Below are 23790 nucleotides of genomic sequence, written 5' to 3' on the forward strand. Positions count from 1 at the left end.
GGCTGCGTCGGCGAAGCACCCTCAAGGGTAGGACCCGGCTCCGCGTCGCACGCGGACAGGGCAGCCTGCGTGACCGGGCTCACTCGGCCGCACGTACGAGCGACTAGTCTTGGGCCGTGGACAACTCGCCGTCGCAGGACGATCCGGGGCAGCCGTCCGTGCCGGCGCCCGTACCGATGACCAAGCCCGAGAGCCGGCCCGAGCCGCAGCCGCAACTCCGGCCGCTGCCGGAGCAGCAGACCCAGCCGTCGCACGCCCCGGTGGCGCAGGCGGAGATGCGGGTGTCGGACGCCGACCGCGAGCGGATCGCGGAGCTGCTGCGTGACGCCTACGCCGAGGGCCGGCTGGACGCGGACGAGCACGCGGACCGGATCGGGGCCGCGTACGCCGCCAAGACCTTCGGCGATCTGGTGCCGCTGACCAGGGACCTGCCGGGCCACCGGCCGCTGTCGTTCGAGAAGCCGCCGCTGGAGGCCCCGGCGCCGCGGGCGGTGACGCCGGCGCTGCCGCCCGCCCGCCAGGAGTCGCCGTCGATGGTGGCGATCTTCGGCGGCTCGTCCCGCAAGGGCCGCTGGCGGGTGGGGTCGCACCTGAAGGCGTTCGCGGCGTTCGGCGGGGTGGAGATCGACCTGACCGACGCCGTCTTCGAGTCGCCCGAGGTGGAGATCGAGGTGACGGCGCTGTTCGGCGGCGTCGAGATCCGGGTGCCGGAGAACGTGAGCCTGCACGGCGGCGGCGTCGGCATCTTCGGCGGATTCGACGTCAAGGAGCAGACGGCGGCGGACCCGTACGCGCCGGTGGTCCGGGTCAAGGGCGTCGCGGTGTTCGGCGGTTGCGAGGCCAAGCCGCGCCGGGGCAAGAAGCTCAAGGAGTGGGTGCGCAAGCAACTCGGCACCGAGTAGTCGGGGTTGGCGGGTCGAACGCCCGGCCGGGGATCAACTCCCGGCCGGGCGTTCCGCGTTGTCTCCGGTGCGCTCCGTAGTCGATTGCGTGCAGTGTGCATGAATCGCGGGCGGGCGGGGTAGTTCCTTCCGCACATCGCTTCTTGTACGGCTGCGCACCGGAGGCGGCCCAGCGGCCGACTCGGGGTTGGACAGCGGGGGCTCGCAGCCGGGCAGGGGAGCGAGCTTCCCCGTGTCCGAGAGTCTCGTCAGGAGTACGGCCGTGCTGCATCCGATCGAGTCCCGCACCACCTCGCCCGTCGCCGCCGCGCAGTTGCTGGAGCGCAGTCCGCAGCCGCACCCCCCGGGCGGCCAGGGCCCCCAGACCGCCGCCCAGGGCGCGTCCTCGGGCGAGGACAGCCCCTGGCACACCGGCGCGGCCTGCCGGCGGGACGAGGTGGGGCTGTTCTTCGCGCCCTCGAAGGAGCCGACGGCGGCCCGGCTGTCGCGCGAGGAGCAGGCGAAGCAGGTGTGCGCCCGGTGTCCGGTGCTGCTGGAGTGCCGCGAGCACGCGCTGGCGCAGCCGGAGCCGTACGGGGTCTGGGGCGGGCTGACGGCCGCCGAGCGCCGGGTGGTGCTGGCCCGTCGCCGCCGCCGGGAGTCGGAGCTGCGCGAGGCGACCCGGGTGGTCGCGGGGCAGCGGCGGATAGCGGGCTGACGGGGCTCCTGGTGCGCCCCGGGCCGGACGCGCCGCGGCCTCGGCGGAGGGGGATTCCGCCGAGGCCGCGGGTGCGGTCGCCCGGTGTCAGTTGGCGCGGTCGAAGTCGATCGCGCTGTAGGCCCGCAGCTTCGACAGCTTGTGGACGGAGTTGATCTCGCGGATCGTGCCGCTCTTGGAGCGCATCACCAGCGAGCTGGTGGTGGCGGTCTCCTGGCGGTAGTGCACGCCGCGCAGCAGCTCGCCGTCGGTGATGCCGGTGGCGACGAAGAACACGTTCTCGCCGCTGACCAGGTCGTCGGTGGTGAGCACCCGGTCCAGGTCGTGGCCTGCGTCGAGGGCCTTCTGCCGCTCGGCGTCGTCCTTGGGCCACAGCCGGCCCTGGATGACGCCGCCCATGCACTTCATGGCGCAGGCCGCGATGATGCCCTCGGGGGTGCCGCCGATGCCCATCAGCAGGTCGACGCCGGTGCCCTCGCGGGCGGCCATGATGGCGCCGGCCACGTCGCCGTCGGAGATGAACTTGATCCGGGCGCCCGCTTCGCGGATCTCCCGGACCAGGCCGTCGTGGCGCGGGCGGTCGAGGACGACGACGGTGACGTCCTCGACGGCGCTGCCCTTGGCCTTGGCGACCCGGCGGATGTTGACGGCCGCGGGGGCGGTGATGTCGACGAACTCGGCGGCCTCGGGGCCGGCCACCAGCTTGTCCATGTAGAACACGGCGCTGGGGTCGAACATGGTGCCGCGGTCGGCGACGGCCAGGACGGCGACGGCGTTGTTCATGCCCTTGGCGGTGAGCGTGGTGCCGTCGACCGGGTCGACCGCGACGTCGCACTCGGCGCCGGTGCCGTCGCCGACCCGCTCGCCGTTGTAGAGCATCGGGGCTTCGTCCTTCTCGCCCTCCCCGATGACGACCACGCCGTTCATCGAGACGGTCGAGACGAGGGTGCGCATCGCCTTGACGGCGGCGCCGTCCGCGCCGTTCTTGTCGCCACGGCCGACCCACCGGCCGGCGGCCATCGCGGCCGCCTCGGTGACCCGGACGAGTTCGAGCGCGAGGTTCCGGTCCGGAGCCTCGGGCGCGACCTCCAGGGCGCTGGGAAGGTGGTTCGGGTACTGCGTGGTCATCGTCGTTACCTCTCTGTACGCGACGGCCAGTAAGCGCCCGACTACTGCCTGGTCGAACGCCGTGGTGAGGGTCCTGCGATCGTATCTGCCTATGAGATGACTGTCTGTGGCGCGGGTCGCCACCCGGCGCCCGACCAGGTCGGTTCGTCCCGCTTCACCCGTACGCGGGCACCCCGGGTGGCCGTACCGCCGTAGGGATGAGTCACCATGTGGGGGTGGCTGGAGAGAGCAAACGCATGAGGGGCCGGGAGACCGTACGGGACATGGTCCTGTCGATGCTGGCGGTCGGCGCCGTGGTCTGGATCGGGTACCTGTTCCTTCCGCACGACGCGAACAGCGACCCGGTGCACGTGGTCGAGTACAAGGTGGCGGCGGCCTCCGCGAAGCGCGGCGCGCCGTACCCGCTGCTCTCCCCGGACGGGCTGTCCGACCGGTGGCGGGCCACCTCCGTCGGCTACCAGCCGGCCGCGATCAGCAAGGGCAAGGGCAACGCCTGGCACCTGGGCTTCGTCACGCCGTCCGGCCAGTACGCGGCGGTCGAGCAGAGCGACGTCCCGCGCGACGCGCTGCTGGCCGACAAGATCGCGGGCGGCAAGCCGGACGGCACCTCGGAGGTCGCCGGGCGCACCTGGGAGCGGGTGCAGGGCGAGAAGTCCCGCGCCCTGACCGTGCAGACCGGTGACGCGACCACCGTGCTCACCGGCACCGCCTCCTACGAGGAACTGGCCGAGCTGGCCCAGGCGCTCAAGTAGCCCGTGCCCCCCGGGTCACCCCCGGGGGGGAACGGCTCCGTACGCCCCCGCGAACGCCCCGCGGACGCGCCCGTACGACCCCGAACGCCCCCGTGCGCATACGGAGAGGGCCCGCACCGGACGAACCGGTGCGGGCCCTCGCGCGTGCGGCGGATCAGACCGTGGTGACGACCTGGTCGTACTCCAGGCGCGGCGAGCGCGGGAACCACGCGTCGTCGCCCGGCTTGCCGATGTTGACCACGGCCAGCACCGAGTGCTCGCCGTCGCCGAAGAACTCCTTGTTGATGCCCTCGGCGTCGTAGCCGGTCATCGGGCCGGCGGCCAGGCCGGCGGCGCGCACGCCGATGATGAAGTAGGCGGCCTGCAGCGCGCCGTTCAGCGAGGCGGAGCGCTCGCGGACGGTGCGCTCGGAGAAGAACACGTCCTTGGCCTGCGGGAAGTGCGGGAACTGGGTCGGCAGCTCCTCGTGGAACTCGTTGTCCGCGGCGAGGATGGCGACCAGCGGGGCGGTGCTGGTCTTGGCCTTGTTGCCGTCCGCCAGGTGCTGGACGAGGCGCTCGCGGCCCTCGGTCGAGCGGACCAGGACGACGCGCAGCGGCTGCTGGTTGAAGGCGGTCGGGCCGTACTTGACCAGCTCGTAGATGGCCTGGACCTGCTCCTCGGTCACCGGCTCGTCGGTGAAGGTGTTCGCGGTGCGGGCCTCGCGGAACAGCAGGTCCTGAGCGGCGGCGTCGAGTACCAGGGCGTCGGTGGTCATGCTTGTCTGCACCTCATGCGGGAGGGGGTTCGTCGGATTGACCGGCCGTGGCCGGTCAGACCATCTCAACATGGATGAAGTTTCAACGATTCCCCGGCCTACTGTGAGCCGCGTCACTGCCCGCCCGCGGCCCCGTCCTCCTCGGCGGCCAGCGCCGCGTCCAGCCGGGCCCGGGCGCCGTCCAGCCAGCGCTGGCACACCTTCGCCAGCTGCTCGCCGCGCTCCCACAGCGCCAGCGACTCCTCCAGCGACGTCCCGCCGTTCTCCAGCTGCCGGACCACCTCCAGCAGCGCGTCCCGGGCGTGCTCGTAGCCCAGCGCGTCGTCCGGGGTCGGTGCCGCCGCGTCCTGCTGCTCCTGCTGCTCTGCCATGCGTGCCAGCGTAGGGGCTGGAGCCGACAGAGCCCGCGCAGCACCGACACAACGGCCGTGGCGGGGTGAAAGCGGCAGGGCGAAGGCGGCGGGCGAAGGCAGCGGTGGAGGCAGCGGCGAAATCGGATGCAACCGGCCGGCCGGCGGCGCTACCCTCCGCCGCATGATCACGGTCCGACCCGCCGCCCCGGCCGACGCCTCCGAGCTCGTCCGGCTGCGCAACCTGATGTTCGAGGCGATGCCCAGCATGGCCGGCCTGACCGGGCCGGGGCCCTGGCAGGCCACCGCCGAGCGGATACTGCGCGAGCGCCTCGCCGCCCCGGCCGGGGAACTGACCATGCCGTCCTTCGTGGTGGACGACCCGCGGCGGCCCGGCCGGCTCGCCGCCTGCGCGGTCGGCACGCTGGAGCACCGGCTGCCCGCGCCGGGAAACCCGGACGGCCGGTTCGGCTTCGTCTTCAACATCTGCACCGACCCCGGCCACCGGCTGCGCGGCTACGCCCGGGCCTGCACCGAGGCGCTGCTGGACTGGTTCGACGACCAGCGGGTCGGCCGGATCGACCTGCACGCCAGCAGTGGCGGCGAGGCGCTCTACCGCAGCCTCGGCTTCGGCGAGCACTCCCGCGCACTCTCCCGGCAGCGCTCCTACGAGGCCTGACCGTCGTCCACCGTGACGCCGGGCGTTCCTACGAGCCCTGGCCGTCCGCCACCGCGACGCCGGGCGTTCCTACGAGCCCTGGTCGTCCGCCACCGCGACGTCGAAGGCCCCGCCCGCGACCCGGGCGCGCAGCCCCTCGCCGACCGTGACCTGCGCCGGGTCGGTCACCACCGTGCCGTCCGTCCGCTGGAGCACCGCGTAGCCGCGCTCCAGGGTGGCCGCCGGGGACAGCGCGACCACCCGGGCGAGGGTGTGCCCGAGGTCGCTCTGCGCGTGGTCCAGCCGGTGCCGCAGGGTGCGCCGGGCCCGCTCCAGCAGCGCGGTGACCTCCTGGCCGCGCCCGTCCAGCATCCGGTGCGGAGCGGCCAGCGCGGGGCGGCTGCGCACGCCGTCCAGCCCGTGCTGCTCGCGCTCGACCCGGCCGAGGACGTGCCGCCGGGCACGGTCCCGCAGCAGGCGGACCTTGGCCAGCTCCTCGCCGACGTCCGGAACCACCCGTTTGGCGGCGTCGGTCGGGGTGGAGGCGCGCAGGTCGGCGACGAAGTCCAGCAGCGGCTGGTCCGGCTCGTGGCCGATCGCGCTGACCACCGGCGTACGGGCGGCCGCGACCAGCCGCACCAGCCCCTCGTCCGAGAACGGCAGCAGGTCCTCGACGCTGCCGCCGCCGCGGGCCACGATGATCACGTCCACCTCGGGGTGCTCGTCCAGCTCCCGGACGGCCGCGCTCACCCGCTCCACCGCGCTGACCCCCTGCACCGGGACGTTGCGCACCTCGAAGCGGACGGCCGGCCAGCGCCGCCGGGCGTTCTCCAGCACGTCCCGCTCGGCCGCCGAGCCGCGCCCGGTGACCAGCCCGACGCACTGCGGCAGGAACGGCAGCGGGCGCTTGCGCTCGGCCGCGAACAGGCCCTCCCCGGCGAGCCGCCGCTTCAGCTGCTCCAGCCGGGCCAGCAGCTCGCCCAGCCCGACCGGCCGGATCTCCGAGGCCCGCAGCGACAGCTGCCCGCGCGCCGCGTACCACTCCGGCTTGGCGTGCACGACGACCCGCGCGCCCTCCTGCACCACCTCCGCGACCTGGTCGAACACCGAGCGGAAGCAGGTCACCGTGAGCGACACGTCCGCCTGCGGGTCGCGCAGGGTCAGGAACACCACGCCCGCCCCCGGCCGGCGGCTGAGCTGGGTGATCTGCCCCTCCACCCAGACCGCGCCGAGCCGGTCGATCCAGCCGCCGATCAGCGCGGAGACCTTGCCGACCGGGATCGGGGCTTCGGGGGAGCTGGTGTTGGCCATGCGTACGAGGTTAGGGCCTGTCCGGGGAGCTGGTGCCGGCCGTGTGCACGAGGCTAGCGGCGCCCGCCGACAGGGCCGCCCGGAGTGGGGGAGCCCTGGACGCCCAGCACCACCAGCCCGACCGCCAGCCAGATCAGCCCGACGAGCTGCGCGGTCGTCGAGGCCTCGTAGACCACCGCCGCGATCACCGCGATCCCCAGGGCCGGGACGAGCAGGTGCCGCACCCGGTCCCGGGAGCCGTGCCGCACCGTGTACCAGCCGATCACCGAGGCGTGCAGCAGCGCGAAGGCGGTCAGCGCGCCGACGTTGACCACCGAGGTCAGCTGGTCCAGCCCGTCGTCCCGGTCGGCCGCCCAGACCGCCGCGGCCAGCGTGATCACCGCGGCCGCCAGCAGCGCCCGGCGCGGCACCGCGGTGGCCGGGTCGACCGTGCCGAGGACGCGCGGCAGCCGCCCCTCCCGGCCCATCGCGTAGACCAGCCGCCCGGCCGCCGCCTGCCCGGCCAGCGCCGCGAAGGCCGCGCCGATCGCCTTGCTGGCCGCCACCAGGACGTGCAGCCAGTGCCCGACCCCGCTCTCCACCGTGTCGTAGAAGGCCGAGCCCTGCGCCGCCGGGTCGGCCGCCAGCTGCTGCGGGCCCAGCGGCTCCAGCAGCGCCGCCAGGTAGGTCTGGGCGACGAACAGCACCCCGGCCAGTGCCAGGCACCAGAGCACGGCCCGGGCCACCGCCGCCGAGGCGCCGACCGCTTCCTCGACGAAGGTGGCGATCGCGTCGAAGCCCAGGTAGGAGAGCACCGCGACGGACACGGCCGAGATCACCGCGGTCAGCGAGAAGGCGCCGACGGCGGTGAACGGGGTGTCCCAGCCGCGCCGGGCGCCGCCCTGGACCAGCGCCACCACGGCCGCGGCGACGAACACCGCCAGCACCGCGATCTCCAGGGCGAGCACCGCGAAGCCGACCACGGCCGCCGTCCGTACGCCGATCAGGTTGAGCGCGGTGGTCAGCACCACCGCGAGCGCCGTCCAGACCCAGCGGGAGACCCCGGGCACCAGCGAGTTCAGCGCGATCCCGGAGAACAGGTAGGCGACCGCTGGGATCAGCAGGTAGTCGAGCATCGCCATCCAGCCGGCGATGAACCCGGGCCCCTCGCCCAGCCCGGCCCGCGCGTAGGCGAACACCGAGCCGGTCTGCGGCACCGCGCGCACCATCTGGGCGTACGAGAAGGCGGTGAAGCCCATCGCGACGGTCGCGGCCAGGTAGACGGTGGCGACGGCGCCGTGGCTCCTGGCGTCCAGGACGCCGAACACGCCGACCGGCGCCATCGGAGCGATGAACAGCAGGCCGTAGACCATCAGGTCGCGGACGCTCAGGCTGCGGCGCAGGCCGCCCGGTTCCGTTTGCCCGTTCGCAGAGCTCATAGACACCACATTTGAGCACCGGCGACCGGGTCTGTCCGGAAAGCGCCTCCCGTCGGCGCGGCTCGGCGCCGCCCGTACGATGGAGCCATGTCCAACACCGCGCCGCGCCGTGTCCTGCTCGCCGCCCCCCGGGGCTACTGCGCGGGTGTAGACCGCGCCGTGATCGCCGTGGAGAAGGCCCTGGAGCAGTACGGGGCGCCCATCTACGTCCGCAAGCAGATCGTCCACAACAAGTACGTGGTGCAGACCCTGGAGAAGAAGGGCGCGATCTTCGTCGACGAGACGGAGGAGGTGCCCGAGGGCTCGATCGTGGTCTTCTCCGCGCACGGCGTCGCGCCGTCCGTCCACGACGAGGCGAAGGCCGGCCGGCTGGCCACCATCGACGCCACCTGCCCGCTGGTCACCAAGGTGCACAAGGAGGCCGTGCGCTTCGCCGACGAGGGCTTCGACATCCTGCTGGTGGGCCACGAGGGCCACGAGGAGGTCGTCGGGACGATGGGCGAGGCCCCGGACCGGATCCACCTGGTGGACGGTGCCGAGGACGTCGCCAACGTGCGGGTCCGGGACGAGTCCAGGGTCGTCTGGCTGTCCCAGACCACCCTGTCGGTGGACGAGACCATGGCCACCGTCGGCGAGCTGAAGAAGCGCTTCCCGGCGCTGGTCAGCCCGCCCAGCGACGACATCTGCTACGCCACCCAGAACCGCCAGGTCGCGGTCAAGCAGATGGCCCCCGAGACCGACCTGCTGATCGTGGTCGGCTCCAAGAACTCCTCCAACTCCGTCCGCCTGGTCGAGGTCGGCCTGGAGTACGGCGCCAAGGCCGCCCACCTGGTGGACTTCGCCGAGGAGCTCCAGGAGGCCTGGCTGGAGGGCGTCGGCACGGTCGGCCTGACCAGCGGCGCCTCCGTCCCGGAGATCCTGGTCGAGGGCGTGCTGGAGTGGCTGGCCGCGCGCGGCTACGACACGGTCGAGACGGTCAAGACCGCCGAGGAGCACCTGACCTTCTCGCTGCCCAAGGAGCTGCGCCGCGACCTGCGCGCCGAGGCGGCGGGCAAGCTGTAGGGCCGGTCCCGGGACCGCTCCCGGACCGCTCCCGGGTCCTTTCGCGCAGAGCCCGGCACCCCCTCGGGGTTGCCGGGTTTTCTGCTGTGCGTCCACCCGTGCCCTCTCGTAGTTTTGTGCACAGGCTGTGGACAAGCGGTCCGCGGCCCCGGCGGAGGGTGGACGTGATGGCGGCGGTATTCGGCGTGGACATCGGCGGTTCGGGCATCAAGGGCGCCCCGGTCGACCTCGCCCGGGGCGTGCTGGCCCAGGAGCGGTACAAGGTGCTCACCCCGCAGCCGTCCGCCCCCGAGGCCGTGGTCGCCGCCGTCCGCGAGGTGGTCCGCCAGTTCGACCACCAGGGCCCGGTCGGGCTCACCTTCCCCGGCGTGGTGGTCGGCGGCCGGACCAGAACCGCCGCCAACGTGGACAAGGGCTGGATCGGCCTGGACGCCGCGGGCCTGTTCCGCGAGGCGCTCGACCTGCCCGCGACCGTGCTCAACGACGCCGACGCGGCCGGGCTCGCCGAGACCGTGCACGGCGCCGGGCGCGACCAGTCGGGCGTGGTGCTGGTGCTCACCTTCGGCACCGGCATCGGCAGCGCGCTCTTCGTGGACGGCGTGCTGGTGCCCAACACCGAGCTGGGCCACCTGGAACTGCGCGGCAAGGACGCCGAGCGCCGGGCCTCCTCGGCCGCCAAGGAACGGCACGGGCTGACCTGGGAGCAGTGGGCCGGGCGGGTCGACGAGTACCTGGACCTGGTCGAGATGCTGTTCTCGCCGCAGCTGGTCGTGATCGGCGGCGGGGTGAGCCGCAAGCACGAGAAGTTCCTGCCGCTGCTACGGGAGCGGGAGGCGCGGGTGGTGCCGGCCGAGCTGCGCAACGACGCGGGCATCGTCGGCGCCGCCATGGCGGCGGCCCGGGCGGCGGGCTGAGGCCGCCCGCCCGAGGCGCCGCTCAGCGGGAGCGCTGGATCCGGCGCTGGGCCACGAACCGGGCGAGCACGATCAGCGCGGCCAGCCCGGTGCCGGAGAACAGCCAGCTGGCCCGCAGCGCCAGCCCGGTCGCCAGCGCCACCACCTGGGCGGTGACGCCCGAGGAGGTGACCGGCCCGAGCAGCAGCAGCGCCAGCGCGAAGGCGATCGGCCCGCTGATCGGTGCGGCCAGCAGGTCGACGTAGCGCACCCGGACGGCCAGTTGGAAGCAGACGGCCAGGTAGCCGAGGCCGAACAGCCAGCCGAGGCCGTCGAACAGCAGCCGGTCCAGGCCCGCGACGGCGAGGGTCGCCAGCACGGCGGCCACGCCCGTGCCGATGGCGGTCAGCCGGGTCGGCCGTCCGGTCCGGCGCCGCCCGTACAGCGGGGCCTCGGCGCGTCCGCGCAGCGGCAGCCGCAACCGCAGCCTGGGGGTGGCCGGGCGGGCGGTGGTGGCGGCGGGCGGCCCGGCTACCGGGCGTAGCCGGGCGGCGGGGGCGGCGGCGGGGGCTCCGGCGGTCTCGGGAGCCCGGCCGGGCCCGGGGACGGCGGCCCCGGCCGCGCCGTTCGGCGGTCGGCGTCTGGGCCCTGGCGGCTGGGTACGGATGCTCTGCTCCACCCGCCCAACGTACGGTCCGATCATCGCCACACTGTGTAATGGACCGTTCAGGTCTTGCCCCGTGTCTCCTGGCGGAGTGCTGATGTGATCGTCGTTCACCGGTCTGACCTGTCCGGCCCAGCCGCCCGGGCGGCCGGCCGGAGTTCCTGGAGCCCCTCCCGGCGGCGACCGGGGCGTGAGGCGCTGCCCGTAGACTTGGGGGTCGGCCCGCACGGTGCCGACCCAACTCCTCCAAGCCCACGGGACTGCGCTTCATGTCGCTCACGATCGGAATCGTCGGCCTGCCGAACGTCGGCAAGTCGACCCTGTTCAACGCCCTGACCAAGAACGACGTGCTGGCGGCCAACTACCCGTTCGCCACCATCGAGCCGAACGTCGGCGTCGTCGGCGTCCCGGACGCGCGGCTGGCCAAGCTCGCCGAGATCTTCGGCTCCCAGCGGATCCTCCCGGCCACCGTCGACTTCGTCGACATCGCCGGCATCGTGCGCGGCGCCAGCGAGGGCGAGGGACTGGGCAACAAGTTCCTCGCCAACATCCGCGAGTCGGACGCGATCTGCCAGGTCGTGCGCGCCTTCACCGACCCGGACGTGGTGCACGTGGACGGCAAGGTGTCGCCCAAGGACGACATCGAGACCATCCACACCGAGCTGATCCTGGCCGACCTCCAGACCGTCGAGAAGGTCCTGCCGCGGCTCCAGAAGGAGGCGCGCCTGAAGAAGGAGACCGCCCCCGTGCTGGCCGCCGCCGAGGCCGCTCAGGCGGTCCTGGAGACCGGCAAGACCCTCTTCGAGGCCGGCTTCGACACCACCCCGATCCGCGACCTCCACCTGCTGACCGCGAAGCCCTTCCTCTACGTCTTCAACGTGGACGAGGCCGAGCTGGCCGACGAGGACTTCAAGAACGTCCAGCGCGAGCTGGTCGCCCCGGCCGAGGCGATCTTCCTCAACGCCAAGATCGAGTCCGAGCTGATCGAGCTCGACGACGCCGAGGCCCTGGAGCTGCTCCAGTCGATGGGCCAGGAGGAGCCCGGCCTCGCCACCCTCGCCCGGGTCGGCTTCGACACCCTCGGCCTGCAGACCTACCTCACCGCAGGCCCCAAGGAGACCCGCGCCTGGACCATCAAGAAGGGCGCCACCGCCCCCGAGGCCGCCGGAGTCATCCACACCGACTTCCAGAAGGGCTTCATCAAGGCCGAGGTGATCTCCTTCGCCGACCTGGTCGAGACCGGCTCCATCGCCGAGGCCCGCTCCAAGGGCAAGGCCCGCATCGAGGGCAAGGAATACATCATGCAGGACGGCGACGTGGTGGAGTTCCGCTTCAACGTCTAGTCGAACTGCGGAAAGGCCGTCTGACCTGCGGCGGAGCGGGTTGGGCGGCCTTTCGGTCCGTAGGGAGTCCGCGAGGCTGCCAACTCCGGCCAACGCAACTGGCGCTCGCTACGCCGCTTCGGTGCCCGGGAGGTCGCCTCGGTCCGCGCCGCCGTCGTCGGCGTACGCGCGGTCGACGGCGGCCCTGGTCCGCTCCTCGGAGTCGGGTCAGAGGTGGGTGTAGATGTTCAGCGTCATCGCGGCGTTCGTGTGCCCGAGCCGCTCGGAGACGGTCTTCACCGACTCGCCGTGCTTGATCAGCAGGCTCGCGTAGTGGTGCCGGAGCGCGTGCGGGCCGGTGCCCTTCGGTATGCCGGCCCGCTGGCAGGCGGGCCGCCACGAGCCGTCCATGAAGCTGGTGTAGACGACCGGGCCGCCCTCGGGAGCGGTGAAGAGCCAGCCTTCGGGGTCGGTAACCGGGAAGTCCCGCAGGTGCGCGGCTATCGCCTGGACGGCCATCTTCGGGAGGGGAACGGTCCGGTAGGACCGGGTGGTTTTCGGCGGCCCGGTGTAGACGCCGTGCTTGGCCGTCTGCTGGACCTGCTGTTCCACGGTGACGGTGGCGTGCAGCAAGTCGACGTGCCGGAGCTGGAGCCCGAAGAGCTCGCCCGGCCGGAGAGTGCACGTTGAACCCTACGTCTCCCCAGTCCAATGACGCACCCCCGAATGTGTCGTGGCCGCCTGTCGCGATACCGGGCCAGCCGGATCGGCGGTACGAGGCCGAGTTGTCTACAGCTGGTGGGCGGCCAGCAGGGGTGGCACCCGCGGGGCCTGCCGTCCCGGACGGGATCGACCTGATTCCGGACGCCGAGGCGAGTGAGGGTGCCGAACTGCTCGCGCAGCTGAAGGCCCGGATCGCGCGGTTCGTGATCCTGCCCTCCGAGGAAGCGCTGGACGCCACCACGCTGTGGGGGGCAGCGACGCACCTGCAGAGGTCGTGGCAGCACGCGCCGCGCCTGGCGGTGGTCGGCCCGGCGAAGCGGTGCGGCAAATTGCGCCTGCTGGACGTGCTCACCGAGACCGTCCACCAGGCGCTCCTCACGGTGAACTCGTCTCCGGCTGCCGTGTTCCGCTCGATCACCGAGAACCCGCCGACGCTGCTGGTGGACGAGGCGGACACGATCTTCGGCAGCCCGAAGGTGGCGGAGAAGAACGAGGAGATGCGCGGTCTGCTCAACGCCGGACACCAGCGCGACCGGTACGTGCTGCGGGTCGTTGGCAAGGATCACACCCCGGGCCGATTCCACACCTTCGCCATGGCGGCCATCGCCGGCATCGGCGACCTGCCGGACACGATCATGGACCGGTCGATCGTGATCCGGATGCGCAGGCGTGCCGAGGGCGAGACGGTCTCGCCGTACCGTTCTGAGCGCGACAGGCCCGGGTTCACGAGATCCGGGACCGGATCGCCCGCTGGTCGGCGCCGCTCGCCGAACGGGCTCTGCACTTGGAACCGGACATGCCGGTCGAGGATCGGGCCGCCGACACCTGAGAACCTCTGGTGATCGTTGCCGACCTGGCGGGTGGCCCCTGGCCCAGGCTCGCCCGGCAGGCGTGCAAGCGCATGGTCGACGCCGAGGTGCAGGCCGAGGAGGACAACCCCGGCGGGGCCAAGATCCTGGCCGACATCCGGCGGACCTTCCACGCGGCCGGCGACCCCGACAGCATCACCACCGACCAGCTGTTGCTTGCCCTCAACGGCGACCATGAGGCGCCGTGGGCTGAGTGGGGCCGAGGTGGCCTGACCCCGCGCGGTCTCGGCTCGATGCTGCGTGAGTTCGGCATCTCCTTGGGCAACGTCCGCATCGGCGACGGCACACAGCGCAAGGGCTACATGCGGCACAAGTTCACCGACGCTTGGCGGCGGTACTGCCCTGCCGTCTATCCGATCGCCCCGGTCGGCGGCGTGAGCTGACCTGTCAGGCCAAGACGGCAGACCGAACAGGACAGCCACTGGCCCGCCGCCGCACGGATCCGAGTGTGGGCGGCGGGCCGGGCCCGGGACGGGAAGCACACCCGTCTCGTGCCGTCCCAGCCGTCCCTGTCGTAAAAGTGCAGGTCAAATGCCCTTCTGCTGGGACGGTTCACCGTCCCAAGACGGAAGAGCTCCCGCACCGGACGCCATCGGCCAAGCCGCGCTTGGACCTTGTCGTACCGCCCTGGCCTGCGGATGCAACGGCAAGACGGCAAAGACGGATTTCTCTCGAACACCCCTCCGCCGCAAGGACACGCTCGTATGTCCACCACCCAGCCGGACACCCATCCGACCGGCTCCGGAACCATCGCCCGCACCATGATCACCCTCGTGATGACGGCCATCGCCGGCCTCGCCTTCGGCTTCTCCTTCGGCAACGTGTGGGCCCTCGCCCTGCGCCTAGGCGTCCCGCACCCCGTTGCCCCGGCTCATCGCCCCCATGGTCGACCTGTCTGTGCTCGGCCTCCTGGTGGCCCTGCACCACCTCTCCGCCATTGGTACGGACTCCTCCCAACTGCGCTCCGCCACCCGGCTGATGCATTTGTGTGGCGTGCTCACCCTCGCCCTCAACACCGCCGAACCCATCCTTGCTGGACACTACGAACGGGCCACTCTCGACGCCGTTGCGCCTCTACTTCTCCTCGGCTGGGGAGTCGTCGGCCCAGCTCTTCTTCGTCAGCTTCACACCCCGTCCGCCCCCACCACACGGGTGGAGGAGGCTGGCCTCGCCCAGCCCGAGCCGGGCTATCCTTCCGCCGGTAACGAGAGCGACACTGAGCCGGATCAGGTGCAGGCCCCGGGCTCGGCGGAAGAAGCCGAAGAAGCCCAGCTGGCCTCTACCAGCCGAGCCTCGTCTGCGAGCCAGGAGCCTGCCGCTTCTCGCAAGCGCACAGGCCGCAAGCCAGCGGCCAGCATGGACGAACTGCTTGAGGTGGTTAGGCCCGCCGTCGCCGAGAGGGGAGCCACCCACGCAGTGATCAAGGAAGCAGTGCGCGGCGCTGGCCTATCGATCAGCAACGATCGGGTCGGCAAACTGCTGGAGCTCGTGAAGAGCGACCAGACCAATCAGCCCGAGGCGGTTCCGGCGCACGCCGTCGTCGCCTGACTCTGCCTTGACAGACCGCTTGCCCGGTTCCGCATCCGGAACCGGGCAAGCGGCATCTGGCGGCGCAGACCGGTCGTTCCGGAACTCCGCATGTCGGTTCCGGGACTTCCGGATAAGGCTTCAGGCGGAGCAAGTTGTGAGGTAAGCACTGCTTACCCCGTTCCACCCCAAGGGGAGCAAGTTGTGGGGTAAGGAGTCCTTACCCCCAGTCCGCGCCCCAAGGCTCCGTGTTGGCGGCAGGACCTGCCGCCAACACGGAGCCGGCCCAGGGGTGCCGGGATGCTGTCAGACCCGCATCGCGATGCCTCGATGAGCGGCGAATGCGTCGAAGCGGTCCAGCGGTAGAACGGCATCGGCTGAATCAGCGGTGTGGCCCGAGGGGTTGTGAAACGAGACTGCGCCGTCGTGGTGGCCGGTGACGAGCACCAAGTGCCCGCCGCGAGCGGGTGCCGGCCGGTAGGGACGACGGATCTCCTTGTGGACGGAGGCCATCACGAGGTGGCCGCGATCGAGTTCGGCGAGGAGCCGGTCCGGGGTGAGGTCGGTGATGATCTCCGACTGGAGGCCGTGGGTGGCGAGGGCGTACTCGGTGAACGGCTGGTAGTAGAGGCCGCCGACGCTCCCGTCGTCCTGCTGGACGTAGCCGCCGTGGGCGAGGCAGCCGTCCAGCAGGTCGAACAGGGTGGGCGCGTGGCCGTCGCGGGCGAAGAGGGCCATCCGCAGGCAGGCCATGCCACAGAGGCGGGTGGACCAGTAGGCGTAGGTGTCCCGGTCGGGGGCTCCGGTGGCGGCCCAGTTGTCGTCGTCGCCGGGCGGGTGGCCCGCGTAGGCGATGGCGTTGATCAGCGCGGGGGTGGCGTACTGGGTGATCAGCGGAATCGGGTGGCGCTTGGGATGGTCAGGCAAGGGCCGGTTCCTTCCGGGGTGGCGGGGTGGCCACGAGGCGGTGGAAAGCGTCCAAGTCGACCGAGCCGCCGGAGAGGATCACGCCCACGGGGCCGGGCTGCGAGTTGAGGCCGGCCAGGGCCGCGAGTGCGACGGCTCCGGAGGGTTCGGTCACCACCTTGAGGTGCTGGAACGCCCAGCCCATAGCCTGCACGATCTGAGCGTCCGTCACGGTGATGGCGTCGTCGAGCAGAGTCTTGTTGATCTGCCAAGGCAGGGCGGCCGGGGTGGTGTGGCGGAGGCCGTCCGCGATGGTGTCGGGGACGGCGGGCAGTTCCGTGATGTGTCCGGCTCGCAGGGAGGCGTAGGTGTCGGCCGCACTCGCGGGTTCGACGCCAATCACCTTGATGCGCGGGTTGATGTGCTTGGCGGCGACAGCGGTGCCAGCGGCGAGTCCGCCGCCGCCCACGGGTACCAGGATCACGGTCAGGATGGGTGCTTGCCAGAGCAGTTCCAGCGTCACCGTGCCCGCCCCGGCGATCACCGCGCGGGCGTCGGCGGACGGCACGACGGCGAGGCCTCGGTCGGTGGCGAGCTGGGCGACGATGGCGTCGCGGTCGTCGCGCTGGCGGTGGTAGGCGACGATGTCGGCGCCCAGCGTGTGGGTGCCGTTCACCTTGCCCTCGGGGGCGTCGTGCGGCACGACTACGGTCACCGGGACGGACAGCAGGTGGCCGGCCAGGGCGAGTGCTTGGGCATGGTTGCCGGAGGAGGCGCCGATGATTCCGCATCGGCGTTCGCGCGGGCTCAGGGCTGCCATGGCGTTGTACGCGCCACGGAACTTGAAGGAACCGGTCCGCTGGAGGGCTTCGGCCTTGCAGATCACGGTCCGCCCGGCGATCTCGTCCAGCGCCGGGTGGGCGAGCACCGGGGTGGAGGCGGCGACTCCGCGCAGGCGGCGCTGGGCATCGTAGATGTCGTCCACCGACAGCGGCAGGTCGGCGGCGCTCACGGCCGGTACCCGTTCGTGCGGGCGGTGGCGAGCATGATCTGGATCAAGGTGTCGTAGCTGATCCCGGCGGCTGCGGCCATGGTGGCGAGGTTGCCATGGGTGGAGAGGCCGGGCAGCGTGTTGATCTCCAGCCAGTGGACGTCGCCGTCCGGAGTGACGAGGAAGTCCGAGCGCGAGTAGCCCGAGCAGTGCAGCACCTGGTGGGCGCGGACGGCCGTGCGGGAGATGGTGGCGAGGACCGCGTCCGGGAGCTGGGCGGGGCAGCGATAGCGGTGGCCGGCCGGGCTGCGCTTGGCCTTGTAGTCGTAGAACTCGGCGGTGGTGGGGACGGTCTCCAGCGGCGGGAGCGTCATGATGGCGCCGTCCTTCTCCAGGACGCCGCAGGTGACGGCGGTGCCGTCCTTGAACGGCTCGACGAACCACTCGCCGCCCCGGGTGTCGTGGGTGAGCGTGGTGGTGAGCGAGTTCAGGTCACGGAAGACCCGCATGCCGATCGAACCGCCCTCCGAGGTGGGCTTGAGGATGACCGGCAGGCCCAGTTCCTCCACGCACGCTCGGGCGGCTTCCTCGGGGCCGTCATGGCCCCGGAGCGGGAGGTGTGGCAGGACGGTGACACCGCCGGCGAGGACGAGGGTCTTGGCGGTGGGCTTGTGCATCGCCATCGCGCTGGCCAGCACCCCGGAGCCGGTGTACGGGACGCCGAGGCTGTCGAGGAGGCCCTGCAGCTTGCCATCCTCGGCCCACTGCCCGGCGATGGCGAGGAACGCGACGTCGGCCTCGCGGACGCGGTCGGCGAAGTCCTTGTCGGTGGGGTCGAGGACGAAGTGCGGCAGGCCCTGGCGGACCAGCGACTCGCGGACGGCCTCGCCGGAGATCAGCGAGCGGTCGCGTTCGCCGGAGCGGCCACCGGTGACGAGGGCGATACGGGGTGCGGCAGACATCTCATCTTCCTTTTGTCACAGTCTGGTTCGGAATGCGCCGGATGACAGGCGCGATGTGGGGAAGCCGCTAGCGTCGAAGGCAGGCCGCCCAGAACGAGGGGCGGGTGCGTCGATGGATCGGAGCCACCGTGGTCCCCATGACCCTGCAAGAGATCGCCGAGGCTGTCGGGGGCGCTCTGCACGACGTCCCCGATCCGGGCGTCATGGTGGACCGGCCCGGGGTCATCGACTCGCGGCTGGTGAAGCCCGGGTCGCTGTTCATCGCCCTGCCGGGTGAGCACACGGACGGGCACCGGTTCGCCGAGGCCGCCGTCCGCGCCGGGGCCACGGGCGTGCTCGCCGCACGGCCGGTCGGGGTGCCGGCGGTCGTGGTACCAGACGTCCAGGATGCGATGGGAGCGCTGGCCCGCGCGGTGCTGGACCGGCTGAAGGCACCGACGGTGATCGGGCTGACCGGCTCGGCCGGGAAGACCAGTACCAAGGACCTGCTGGCCCAGGTGCTGGAGACCATGGACACCACGGTGGCCACGCCGCTGTCGTTCAACGGCGAGATCGGCCTGCCGCTGACCGTCTTCCGGGCGGACGAGAGCACCCGTCTGCTGGTGCTGGAGATGGGCGCGCGCGGCGCCGGGCACATCAAGTACCTGACGGGGATCGTCCCGCCGAAGGTCGGCCTGGTACTGAACGTCGGGACCGCGCACGTGGGCGAGTTCGGCGGCGGGAAGGAATCGATCGCCGTCGCGAAGGGCGAACTCGTCGAGGCCCTGCCCGTCGACGGCCTGGCGGTGCTGAACGCCGACGACCCGTACGTCATGTCGATGGCGCCGCGCACGGTCGCGCCGGTCCTGACGTTCGGGGTGCAGGCCGGGGACGTGCGCGCCGTCGACATCGAGCTGGATGCCGCCGGGCGGCCGTCGTTCAACCTCACGTACCGGGACGAGAGCGCCCCCGTGAAGCTCGGGCTGTACGGCGCCCACCACGTGTCCAACGCGACGGCCGCTGCCGCGGTGGCGATCGGCCTGGGCGCGAGCGTGCGGCAGGCAGCGGAGGCACTGACCGGTGCCCGGCAGTTGACGCCGGGCCGGATGGACGTCACCGAGCGGCCGGACGGCGTGACGGTGATCAACGACGCGTTCAACGCGAACCCCGATTCGATGGCCGTCGCCCTGTCCGCGCTCACCGCCATGGCCAGCGGCGGGCGGAGGACGGTGGCGGTGCTGGGCGAGATGCGGGAGCTGGGGGAGGAGTCCGAGGCCCACCACGCGGAACTGGGACGGCTCGTCGCCCGCAGCGGGATCACTGATCTGATCGCGGTCGGTGACTGGGAGGCCCGGCTGGTGCACACCTGGGCGGTGGAGGGCGGCGTCAACGGCACGCTGGTGCCGAACCGCGACGCCGCCCTCGACCTGCTATTGACCTACCTCAAGCCCGGGGACGTGGTGCTGGTAAAGGGCTCCCACAGCGTCGGGTTGGAGGACACCGCGATGCGGCTCACCAAGCCCGATGCCGCACACTGACTACGCCGCGACCACCGGGGTCTCGGCCAGCCGGAGAAGGACCGCCCGTCCGACGCGACCGGCGGTCCCGGTGCCCATCGTCACCACCAGGTCGTCGGGCTCGACCAGCTCGGCGACCATGTCCGCCACATCGCGACCGTCGCTCGCCCTGTGGGCCCGGCCGCCGCAGGCGACGACCTGCGCGGCGATCGGCGCGGTGCTGATCCCGGTGAGCGGGGACTCGACCGAAGCGTGGATGTCGAGGAGGACGACTTCGTCGGCCGCCGCGAGCCGGCGGCCCATCTCCTCGCCGAGGGCGGCGGTCCGGGTCCAGCCGGTGGGCTCGAACACCGCGATCACCCGGCCCTCGGTGAGCATCCGGGCAGTCGCCAGGTCGGCGGTGATCTCGCTCGGGTGGTGGGCGTAGGAGTCCAGCACCGTCACCCCGTCGAAGCTGCCCGTCGTGGTGAGCCTGCGCTTGATGCCCTGGAACGCGTTGATGCCGTCCACCAGAACGGAGGGCTCGGTACCGAGCACCCAGCTGGCGGCGAACGCGGCGGCGGCGTTCAGCGCGTTGTGCCGACCCGGGACGGCCAGGGCGAACTCGTGCCACGACCCGTCCGTGTCCCGCACGGTGACGTGGCTGGCCGTCCCGTCCCACAGCACCCGCAGCACCCGCACGTCGGCGTCCCTGGCCTCGCCGACCGTGACCACGCGCGGGCCGGGCGCCACCTGCAGGCGCTCGATCAGCAGCCGAGCTCCCGGGTCGTCGGACGAGACGACGAGGACGGAGCTGTTGCGGGCCAGGCGCTCGAAGACCTCCAGGGCATCGTTCAGGTCGACGTACTGCTCGGGGTGGTCGTCGTCCACGTTCAGGACGACGGCGATCTGCGGGTGGTAGCGACCCGCCGTCCGGTCGCTCTCGTCCGCCTCGGCGACCAGGAGGCCGCCGAGGCCCTGGTGGGCGTTCGGGCGGTCGACGGGGGTGCCGCCGATGGCGTACGACGGGTCGAGGTGGGCCAGCGCGGCGCTGAGAATGCCGGTGGTCATGGTCTTGCCGTGGGTGCCCGCCACCGCGACGGACCGCTCGGCGGTGGCGATCAAGTGCGCGAGCACGTCCGAGCGGTGCACGACCGGGATGCCGGCCCGGCGGGCGGCGGCGACCTCGGGGTTGCTCGGGGGCACCGCGCTGGACCACACGAGGACGGTGGCGTCGGCGGGCACGTTGCCGGCGGTTTGGCCGATGGCGACGGCGGCACCAGCCTGCTCCAGCTCACGCAGGGCAGCGGTGTCGCTGGTGTCGGAGCCGGAGATGCGGCTGCCGCCCTCCAGCAGCAGGCGGGCGACGGCCGACATGCCGGCGCCGCCGATGCCCACGAAGTGCGGGCGGGCGAGGTTGATGGGGCCGTCGTGGACGGGGACGATCACGTTCCTGGTTTCCATGCTGTGCGCTCCAGTTCGGAGTCCAGCCCGTGATGGGCGATGGGTGGAAGGGCGCTACACGTAGGTGCTGTCCGGCGCCGAGTTGGCCGCCGGGTGAGCACCGGGTCGGGCCGTGTCGAAGTGGTCCTGCACAATGACGCCGAGCAGAGCGATCACCACGGCGTTGCCGACCGCCCACAGGCCGCCGAGGAACGCGCCGACCGGATCGCGGTGCTGACCTCGACGGCGGGACGGGGACTCGTGCACGGCTAACTCCTCACGGCAGGAGGGATGATGGGGATCTCTTGCTGACCGGACGCTTGAAGTGCGTGCCCGATGAGGTAATGACAGCCGCAGGCAGGACCGTGACGGGATGGTGAGCTAAGGTCACTCACGGTTCATTCATCACTCACTGGGGGCGGAGCGGATGGAGACGCAGGCGGACCAGGAGACAGCCGACCAGACGACGGAGGCGTTCGCCGCCGAAGTCGCCCACTGGCGCGAGGTGCGGAGCCTGTCGAAGCGCGCGCTGGCGCGGAAGATGGGCTTCGACCCGTCCTACGTCAGCCACATCGAGGCCGGCCGCCACAAGCCGACCGAGGAGTTCGCCCGCCTCGCCGACGAGATCCTCAACGCCGGGAAAGCCATCTGGCGGCGCTGGCTCGAGTACGACGCCGCCCGTTCTCGCAGTCGCACCCCGACCTCCCCACCGGCACCTCGCAGCCCCGAGCAGCCGTACGCCTCCGGCTCCGCGATCGTGGTCGAGCACGACGAAGCCGGTCTCGAATTCGACGGCGCCACCTACCGGTTGACCATGCGCCGCCGCCTGCGGAACACCGGCACCGAGCCCATCACCCGCTACCTGATCCGCATCGCCGTCGACCGCTACCCCGGCGAGCCCGAGCGCTCCAACGCCCACTACCGTGAGCACCCACTGACCTGGAACGAGCTGGCGCTCACCGCCTCATGCCAGGGCGAGGACATGCGGTGGCAGGCCAAGCACGACCGAGACGCCTTCAAGGAGGTCTGGCTCCTGTTCGACAACGAGCACGGCCGCTTCCCGCTCTACCCGGGCGATGCGACCTGGATCGAGTACGCCTACAGCGTCGGCGCCGACAAGTGGGGCCACTGGTTCCAGCGCGCCGTACGCCTGCCCACCGAACACCTCGCCGTACGCCTCGACTTCCCTGCCGCCCTCGACCCGGTGGTGTGGGGCACCGAGACCTCCATGACCGCCGAGTCCGCACCCCTACGCACCGCCGTCAGCCGCCACGACGACGGCGAGCGCCGGCACTTCGCCTGGGCCACCGACGACCCGCCGCTCCACGCGCGCTTCCGCCTCGAATGGCGCTTCCGCGCCTCCGCCCCCAACCCGCAGCAGACCAAGGAGACAAGGTGATCGAGGTGCGCCCCAGCCAGCAGATGCAGTCCCTCGGCGTGGTCCAACAAGGCACCCCCATCCTCAACCGTCCCGCCGAGCCCTTCGATCTCCCGGCCGAACGCGCAGACGCCCAGACCGTGATCGACGAACTCTTCACCGCCGTCGACCGCATCGGCCGCGTCCACTCCTTCGCCAAGGGCATGGGCCTCGCCGCCCCACAGATCGGCATTCCCCGCGCCGCCGCCCTCGTCCTGCCCCCGACCGCCGGCGCCGAGCCGATCATCCTGCTCAACCCGAAGATCACCGCCGTTTCCGACGAGACCGACGAACAGTACGAGGGCTGCCTCAGCTTCTTCGACGTCCGCGGCATGGTCCCCCGCCCCCTCCGCATGGACGTCACCGCCACCACCCTCGACGGCACCATCACCACCGTCACCTACGAATTCGGCCTCGCCCGCCTCATCGCCCACGAGATCGACCACCTCGACGGCCTCCTCTACACCGACCGCATGCGCCCCGACGTCCACCCGATCCCGGTCGAGGAGTACCGGGGTACAGGCTCGACCTGGTCCTACTGATCAACTCGGCCTAGTCCCAGCCGACTTATGGGACGTAAACGGCATGAGGGCCCGCCACATCTGCCGCTAGTATCACCGGAGTACCCGCCGACACCTTGACACCGTCGGCATTGACCTCCAGGACGACCAGTGAAGATCAAGCGTGTGCGCATCGAGAACTTCCGTTGCCTACACAAGGTGGATGTCGCGTTCGATGACATCACCTCGTTCATCGGGCCCTCAGGCGTGGGAAAATCAACCGTCCTGCGGGCACTCGACTGGTTCTTCACGGGAGAAAAGGACGTAGCGCTCAGCACGGATGACGTCCACTCGGCAACAGATGGAGCGCGGATCTCGGTTGAGGTGGAGTTCGACAGCCTCACCGACTACGACCGCAAGACGCTGGGTCGTTACGCCCCAGATGGTGCTGAGAACGTCTCTATCTGGCGCACCTGGGACAACGGTGTCGACAAGATCACGGGAAAGGCCTTCACTTACCGTCCGTTCGAGGAGGTGCGGCAGTACACCAAAGCGATGGACAGGCGGCGGGCCTACAACGAGCTTCGCGAGAGTGACCCGAGCCTCGGGCTGCCGGCCGCCCCCAATGCTGATGCCGTGAATGAGGCAATGCAGCTATGGGAGACATCCAACCGCGACCGGCTCACTGAGTCGGAGGTTGAGGACACCCACTTCTTCGGGTTCGCGGGCCAGAGCCAGCTCGCCAAGCTTGTCGACTTCGTGTTCATCTCCGCTGACCTTCGTGCATACGAGGAGACCGACGACCGCAAGAGCACAGCCATCGGCCAGATCCTCGATCACGCGGTGGACCGCTCTGAGGCTAGTAGGCAGCTCAGTGACATTGAGGAGACCGCGCACCGCGCTCGCCGCGAGGTGCACGCCCAGGTCTACGGGCCAACGCTTGATGAGATCTCAGGCGCACTGTCCAAGGAGCTACTGAAGTTGAATTCGTGATGTCGGTCTGAGATCTGGTCAGCCATCCATGATCAGGCCGGTGGTGGCGAGGCATCCGTCGATGAGGTGA

General features: G+C 71.5%; 23 protein-coding genes and 2 pseudogenes. 13 read left to right on the forward strand and 12 right to left on the reverse strand.

Features of this window, described 5'->3' with window-relative positions; translation table 11 throughout:
• Nucleotides 1–116: 116 nt before the first annotated feature.
• Both ACIOGZ_RS37540 and ACIOGZ_RS37545 read left to right on the forward strand, forming a co-directional pair.
• Complete coding sequence (locus ACIOGZ_RS37540) at nt 117–902, forward strand: DUF1707 domain-containing protein (RefSeq protein WP_363585444.1); 786 nt, start codon at nt 117–119, stop codon at nt 900–902.
• A 313-nt stretch (nt 903–1215) separates the two neighbouring features.
• The gene (locus ACIOGZ_RS37545; protein ID WP_371522692.1) at nt 1216–1599 is read left to right on the forward strand and encodes a WhiB family transcriptional regulator; all 384 of its coding nucleotides are present in this window, start codon (nt 1216–1218) and stop codon (nt 1597–1599) included.
• A gap of 87 nt (nt 1600–1686) precedes the next feature.
• Here the strand turns inward: ACIOGZ_RS37545 and glpX are convergent, their stop codons facing one another.
• The gene (glpX, locus tag ACIOGZ_RS37550) at nt 1687–2727 is read right to left on the reverse strand and encodes a class II fructose-bisphosphatase (RefSeq protein WP_063347979.1); all 1041 of its coding nucleotides are present in this window, start codon (nt 2725–2727) and stop codon (nt 1687–1689) included.
• Between the two features lie 236 nt (nt 2728–2963).
• Between glpX and ACIOGZ_RS37555 the strand changes: the two genes are divergently transcribed.
• On the forward strand, nt 2964–3479 hold the full coding sequence (locus ACIOGZ_RS37555) for a DUF4245 domain-containing protein (protein WP_363621363.1): 516 nt from the start codon (nt 2964–2966) through the stop codon (nt 3477–3479).
• A gap of 154 nt (nt 3480–3633) precedes the next feature.
• Here the strand turns inward: ACIOGZ_RS37555 and ACIOGZ_RS37560 are convergent, their stop codons facing one another.
• Nucleotides 3634–4236: a malonic semialdehyde reductase gene (locus tag ACIOGZ_RS37560; protein ID WP_363585443.1), complete on the reverse strand. Its 603-nt coding sequence runs from the start codon at nt 4234–4236 to the stop codon at nt 3634–3636.
• Between the two features lie 113 nt (nt 4237–4349).
• Nucleotides 4350–4607 (reverse strand): exodeoxyribonuclease VII small subunit, encoded by a 258-nt coding sequence (locus tag ACIOGZ_RS37565; RefSeq protein ID WP_363585442.1) that lies wholly within the window; start codon nt 4605–4607, stop codon nt 4350–4352.
• Nucleotides 4608–4770: 163 nt separating this feature from the next.
• Here ACIOGZ_RS37565 and ACIOGZ_RS37570 point away from each other — a divergent pair, with 163 nt between their 5' ends.
• Nucleotides 4771–5265 (forward strand): GNAT family N-acetyltransferase, encoded by a 495-nt coding sequence (locus tag ACIOGZ_RS37570; protein ID WP_363585441.1) that lies wholly within the window; start codon nt 4771–4773, stop codon nt 5263–5265.
• Between the two features lie 69 nt (nt 5266–5334).
• Here the strand turns inward: ACIOGZ_RS37570 and xseA are convergent, their stop codons facing one another.
• Nucleotides 5335–6555, reverse strand: a complete 1221-nt coding sequence (gene xseA / locus ACIOGZ_RS37575; protein ID WP_400989226.1) for an exodeoxyribonuclease VII large subunit — start codon at nt 6553–6555, stop codon at nt 5335–5337.
• 53 nt (nt 6556–6608) lie between these two features.
• On the reverse strand, nt 6609–7973 hold the full coding sequence (locus tag ACIOGZ_RS37580; protein ID WP_363621370.1) for an APC family permease: 1365 nt from the start codon (nt 7971–7973) through the stop codon (nt 6609–6611).
• A gap of 87 nt (nt 7974–8060) precedes the next feature.
• Between ACIOGZ_RS37580 and ACIOGZ_RS37585 the strand changes: the two genes are divergently transcribed.
• Nucleotides 8061–9035 (forward strand): 4-hydroxy-3-methylbut-2-enyl diphosphate reductase, encoded by a 975-nt coding sequence (locus ACIOGZ_RS37585; protein WP_363585438.1) that lies wholly within the window; start codon nt 8061–8063, stop codon nt 9033–9035.
• Nucleotides 9036–9202: 167 nt separating this feature from the next.
• Entirely contained in the window at nt 9203–9949 is a 747-nt protein-coding gene (ppgK, locus tag ACIOGZ_RS37590) for a polyphosphate--glucose phosphotransferase (protein ID WP_363585437.1), read from the forward strand.
• Nucleotides 9950–9971: 22 nt separating this feature from the next.
• On the opposite strand, the gene ACIOGZ_RS37595 is transcribed toward ppgK, so the two are convergent.
• On the reverse strand, nt 9972–10631 hold the full coding sequence (locus tag ACIOGZ_RS37595) for a DUF6542 domain-containing protein (protein ID WP_400989228.1): 660 nt from the start codon (nt 10629–10631) through the stop codon (nt 9972–9974).
• Nucleotides 10632–10861: 230 nt separating this feature from the next.
• On the opposite strand from ACIOGZ_RS37595, the gene ychF reads away from it, so the two are divergent.
• Complete coding sequence (ychF, locus tag ACIOGZ_RS37600; protein WP_400989230.1) at nt 10862–11935, forward strand: redox-regulated ATPase YchF; 1074 nt, start codon at nt 10862–10864, stop codon at nt 11933–11935.
• Nucleotides 11936–12142: 207 nt separating this feature from the next.
• Here ychF and ACIOGZ_RS37605 read toward each other — a convergent pair.
• Nucleotides 12143–12586: pseudogene (locus ACIOGZ_RS37605) on the reverse strand (site-specific integrase); the annotation flags it as partial.
• A gap of 14 nt (nt 12587–12600) precedes the next feature.
• Here ACIOGZ_RS37605 and ACIOGZ_RS37610 point away from each other — a divergent pair.
• A pseudogene (locus ACIOGZ_RS37610) lies at nt 12601–13889 on the forward strand (DUF3631 domain-containing protein).
• Between the two features lie 499 nt (nt 13890–14388).
• Nucleotides 14389–15054, forward strand: coding sequence for a SpdA protein (locus ACIOGZ_RS37615; RefSeq protein WP_400989232.1), 666 nt, complete (start codon nt 14389–14391; stop codon nt 15052–15054).
• Between the two features lie 285 nt (nt 15055–15339).
• On the opposite strand, the gene ACIOGZ_RS37620 is transcribed toward ACIOGZ_RS37615, so the two are convergent.
• The 3 genes from ACIOGZ_RS37620 to ACIOGZ_RS37630 are packed head-to-tail and all read right to left on the reverse strand — an operon-like array spanning nt 15340 to nt 17892.
• Entirely contained in the window at nt 15340–15960 is a 621-nt protein-coding gene (locus ACIOGZ_RS37620) for a C39 family peptidase (RefSeq protein ID WP_400989234.1), read from the reverse strand.
• The gene (locus ACIOGZ_RS37625; RefSeq protein ID WP_400989236.1) at nt 15953–16951 is read right to left on the reverse strand and encodes a threonine/serine dehydratase; all 999 of its coding nucleotides are present in this window, start codon (nt 16949–16951) and stop codon (nt 15953–15955) included. The genes ACIOGZ_RS37620 and ACIOGZ_RS37625 overlap by 8 nt, the downstream gene beginning before the upstream one ends.
• Nucleotides 16948–17892: a D-alanine--D-alanine ligase gene (locus tag ACIOGZ_RS37630; protein ID WP_400989238.1), complete on the reverse strand. Its 945-nt coding sequence runs from the start codon at nt 17890–17892 to the stop codon at nt 16948–16950. Before ACIOGZ_RS37630 ends, ACIOGZ_RS37625 begins: the two co-directional genes overlap by 4 nt.
• Before the next feature lie 128 nt (nt 17893–18020).
• On the opposite strand from ACIOGZ_RS37630, the gene murF reads away from it, so the two are divergent.
• Nucleotides 18021–19409 (forward strand): UDP-N-acetylmuramoyl-tripeptide--D-alanyl-D-alanine ligase, encoded by a 1389-nt coding sequence (gene murF, locus ACIOGZ_RS37635; RefSeq protein WP_400989240.1) that lies wholly within the window; start codon nt 18021–18023, stop codon nt 19407–19409.
• Here murF and murC read toward each other — a convergent pair whose 3' ends face one another.
• Together murC and ACIOGZ_RS37645 are read right to left on the reverse strand one after the other, a co-directional pair.
• A complete protein-coding gene (gene murC / locus ACIOGZ_RS37640) occupies nt 19410–20831 on the reverse strand; it encodes a UDP-N-acetylmuramate--L-alanine ligase (protein WP_400989242.1) in 1422 nt (473 codons plus the stop codon).
• Between the two features lie 54 nt (nt 20832–20885).
• On the reverse strand, nt 20886–21077 hold the full coding sequence (locus ACIOGZ_RS37645; RefSeq protein WP_400989243.1) for a hypothetical protein: 192 nt from the start codon (nt 21075–21077) through the stop codon (nt 20886–20888).
• 160 nt (nt 21078–21237) lie between these two features.
• On the opposite strand from ACIOGZ_RS37645, the gene ACIOGZ_RS37650 reads away from it, so the two are divergent.
• From ACIOGZ_RS37650 to ACIOGZ_RS37660, 3 genes are all read left to right on the forward strand, one after another.
• A complete protein-coding gene (locus ACIOGZ_RS37650) occupies nt 21238–22209 on the forward strand; it encodes a multiprotein-bridging factor 1 family protein (protein ID WP_400989245.1) in 972 nt (323 codons plus the stop codon).
• Nucleotides 22206–22769, forward strand: a complete 564-nt coding sequence (locus ACIOGZ_RS37655; RefSeq protein ID WP_400989246.1) for a peptide deformylase — start codon at nt 22206–22208, stop codon at nt 22767–22769. Before ACIOGZ_RS37650 ends, ACIOGZ_RS37655 begins: the two co-directional genes overlap by 4 nt.
• Before the next feature lie 129 nt (nt 22770–22898).
• Nucleotides 22899–23720 carry an ATP-dependent nuclease gene (locus ACIOGZ_RS37660; RefSeq protein WP_400989247.1) on the forward strand — a complete coding sequence of 274 codons (822 nt, stop codon included), beginning with the start codon at nt 22899–22901 and terminating at the stop codon, nt 23718–23720.
• The last annotated feature ends 70 nt before the right edge of the window (nt 23721–23790 follow it).

This window comes from Kitasatospora sp. NPDC088160 (genome assembly GCF_044741445.1).
In the GTDB taxonomy this organism is placed as follows: Bacteria; Actinomycetota; Actinomycetes; order Streptomycetales; family Streptomycetaceae; genus Kitasatospora.

Excerpts from the sequence above, each read along its gene's own strand:
- murC (WP_400989242.1), bottom strand. The coding sequence starts at position 20,831 with ATGGAAACCAGGAACGTGATCGTCCCCGTCCACGACGGCCCCATCAAC.
- xseA (WP_400989226.1), bottom strand. The coding sequence starts at position 6,555 with ATGGCCAACACCAGCTCCCCCGAAGCCCCGATCCCGGTCGGCAAGGTC.
- ACIOGZ_RS37630 (WP_400989238.1), bottom strand. The coding sequence starts at position 17,892 with ATGTCTGCCGCACCCCGTATCGCCCTCGTCACCGGTGGCCGCTCCGGC.
- ACIOGZ_RS37560 (WP_363585443.1), bottom strand. The coding sequence starts at position 4,236 with ATGACCACCGACGCCCTGGTACTCGACGCCGCCGCTCAGGACCTGCTG.
- ACIOGZ_RS37580 (WP_363621370.1), bottom strand. The coding sequence starts at position 7,973 with ATGAGCTCTGCGAACGGGCAAACGGAACCGGGCGGCCTGCGCCGCAGC.
- ACIOGZ_RS37585 (WP_363585438.1), top strand. The coding sequence starts at position 8,061 with ATGTCCAACACCGCGCCGCGCCGTGTCCTGCTCGCCGCCCCCCGGGGC.
- ppgK (WP_363585437.1), top strand. The coding sequence starts at position 9,203 with ATGGCGGCGGTATTCGGCGTGGACATCGGCGGTTCGGGCATCAAGGGC.
- ACIOGZ_RS37565 (WP_363585442.1), bottom strand. The coding sequence starts at position 4,607 with ATGGCAGAGCAGCAGGAGCAGCAGGACGCGGCGGCACCGACCCCGGAC.
- glpX (WP_063347979.1), bottom strand. The coding sequence starts at position 2,727 with ATGACCACGCAGTACCCGAACCACCTTCCCAGCGCCCTGGAGGTCGCG.
- ACIOGZ_RS37570 (WP_363585441.1), top strand. The coding sequence starts at position 4,771 with ATGATCACGGTCCGACCCGCCGCCCCGGCCGACGCCTCCGAGCTCGTC.
- ACIOGZ_RS37555 (WP_363621363.1), top strand. The coding sequence starts at position 2,964 with ATGAGGGGCCGGGAGACCGTACGGGACATGGTCCTGTCGATGCTGGCG.
- ychF (WP_400989230.1), top strand. The coding sequence starts at position 10,862 with ATGTCGCTCACGATCGGAATCGTCGGCCTGCCGAACGTCGGCAAGTCG.
- ACIOGZ_RS37595 (WP_400989228.1), bottom strand. The coding sequence starts at position 10,631 with ATGATCGGACCGTACGTTGGGCGGGTGGAGCAGAGCATCCGTACCCAG.
- ACIOGZ_RS37615 (WP_400989232.1), top strand. The coding sequence starts at position 14,389 with ATGGTCGACCTGTCTGTGCTCGGCCTCCTGGTGGCCCTGCACCACCTC.
- ACIOGZ_RS37650 (WP_400989245.1), top strand. The coding sequence starts at position 21,238 with ATGGAGACGCAGGCGGACCAGGAGACAGCCGACCAGACGACGGAGGCG.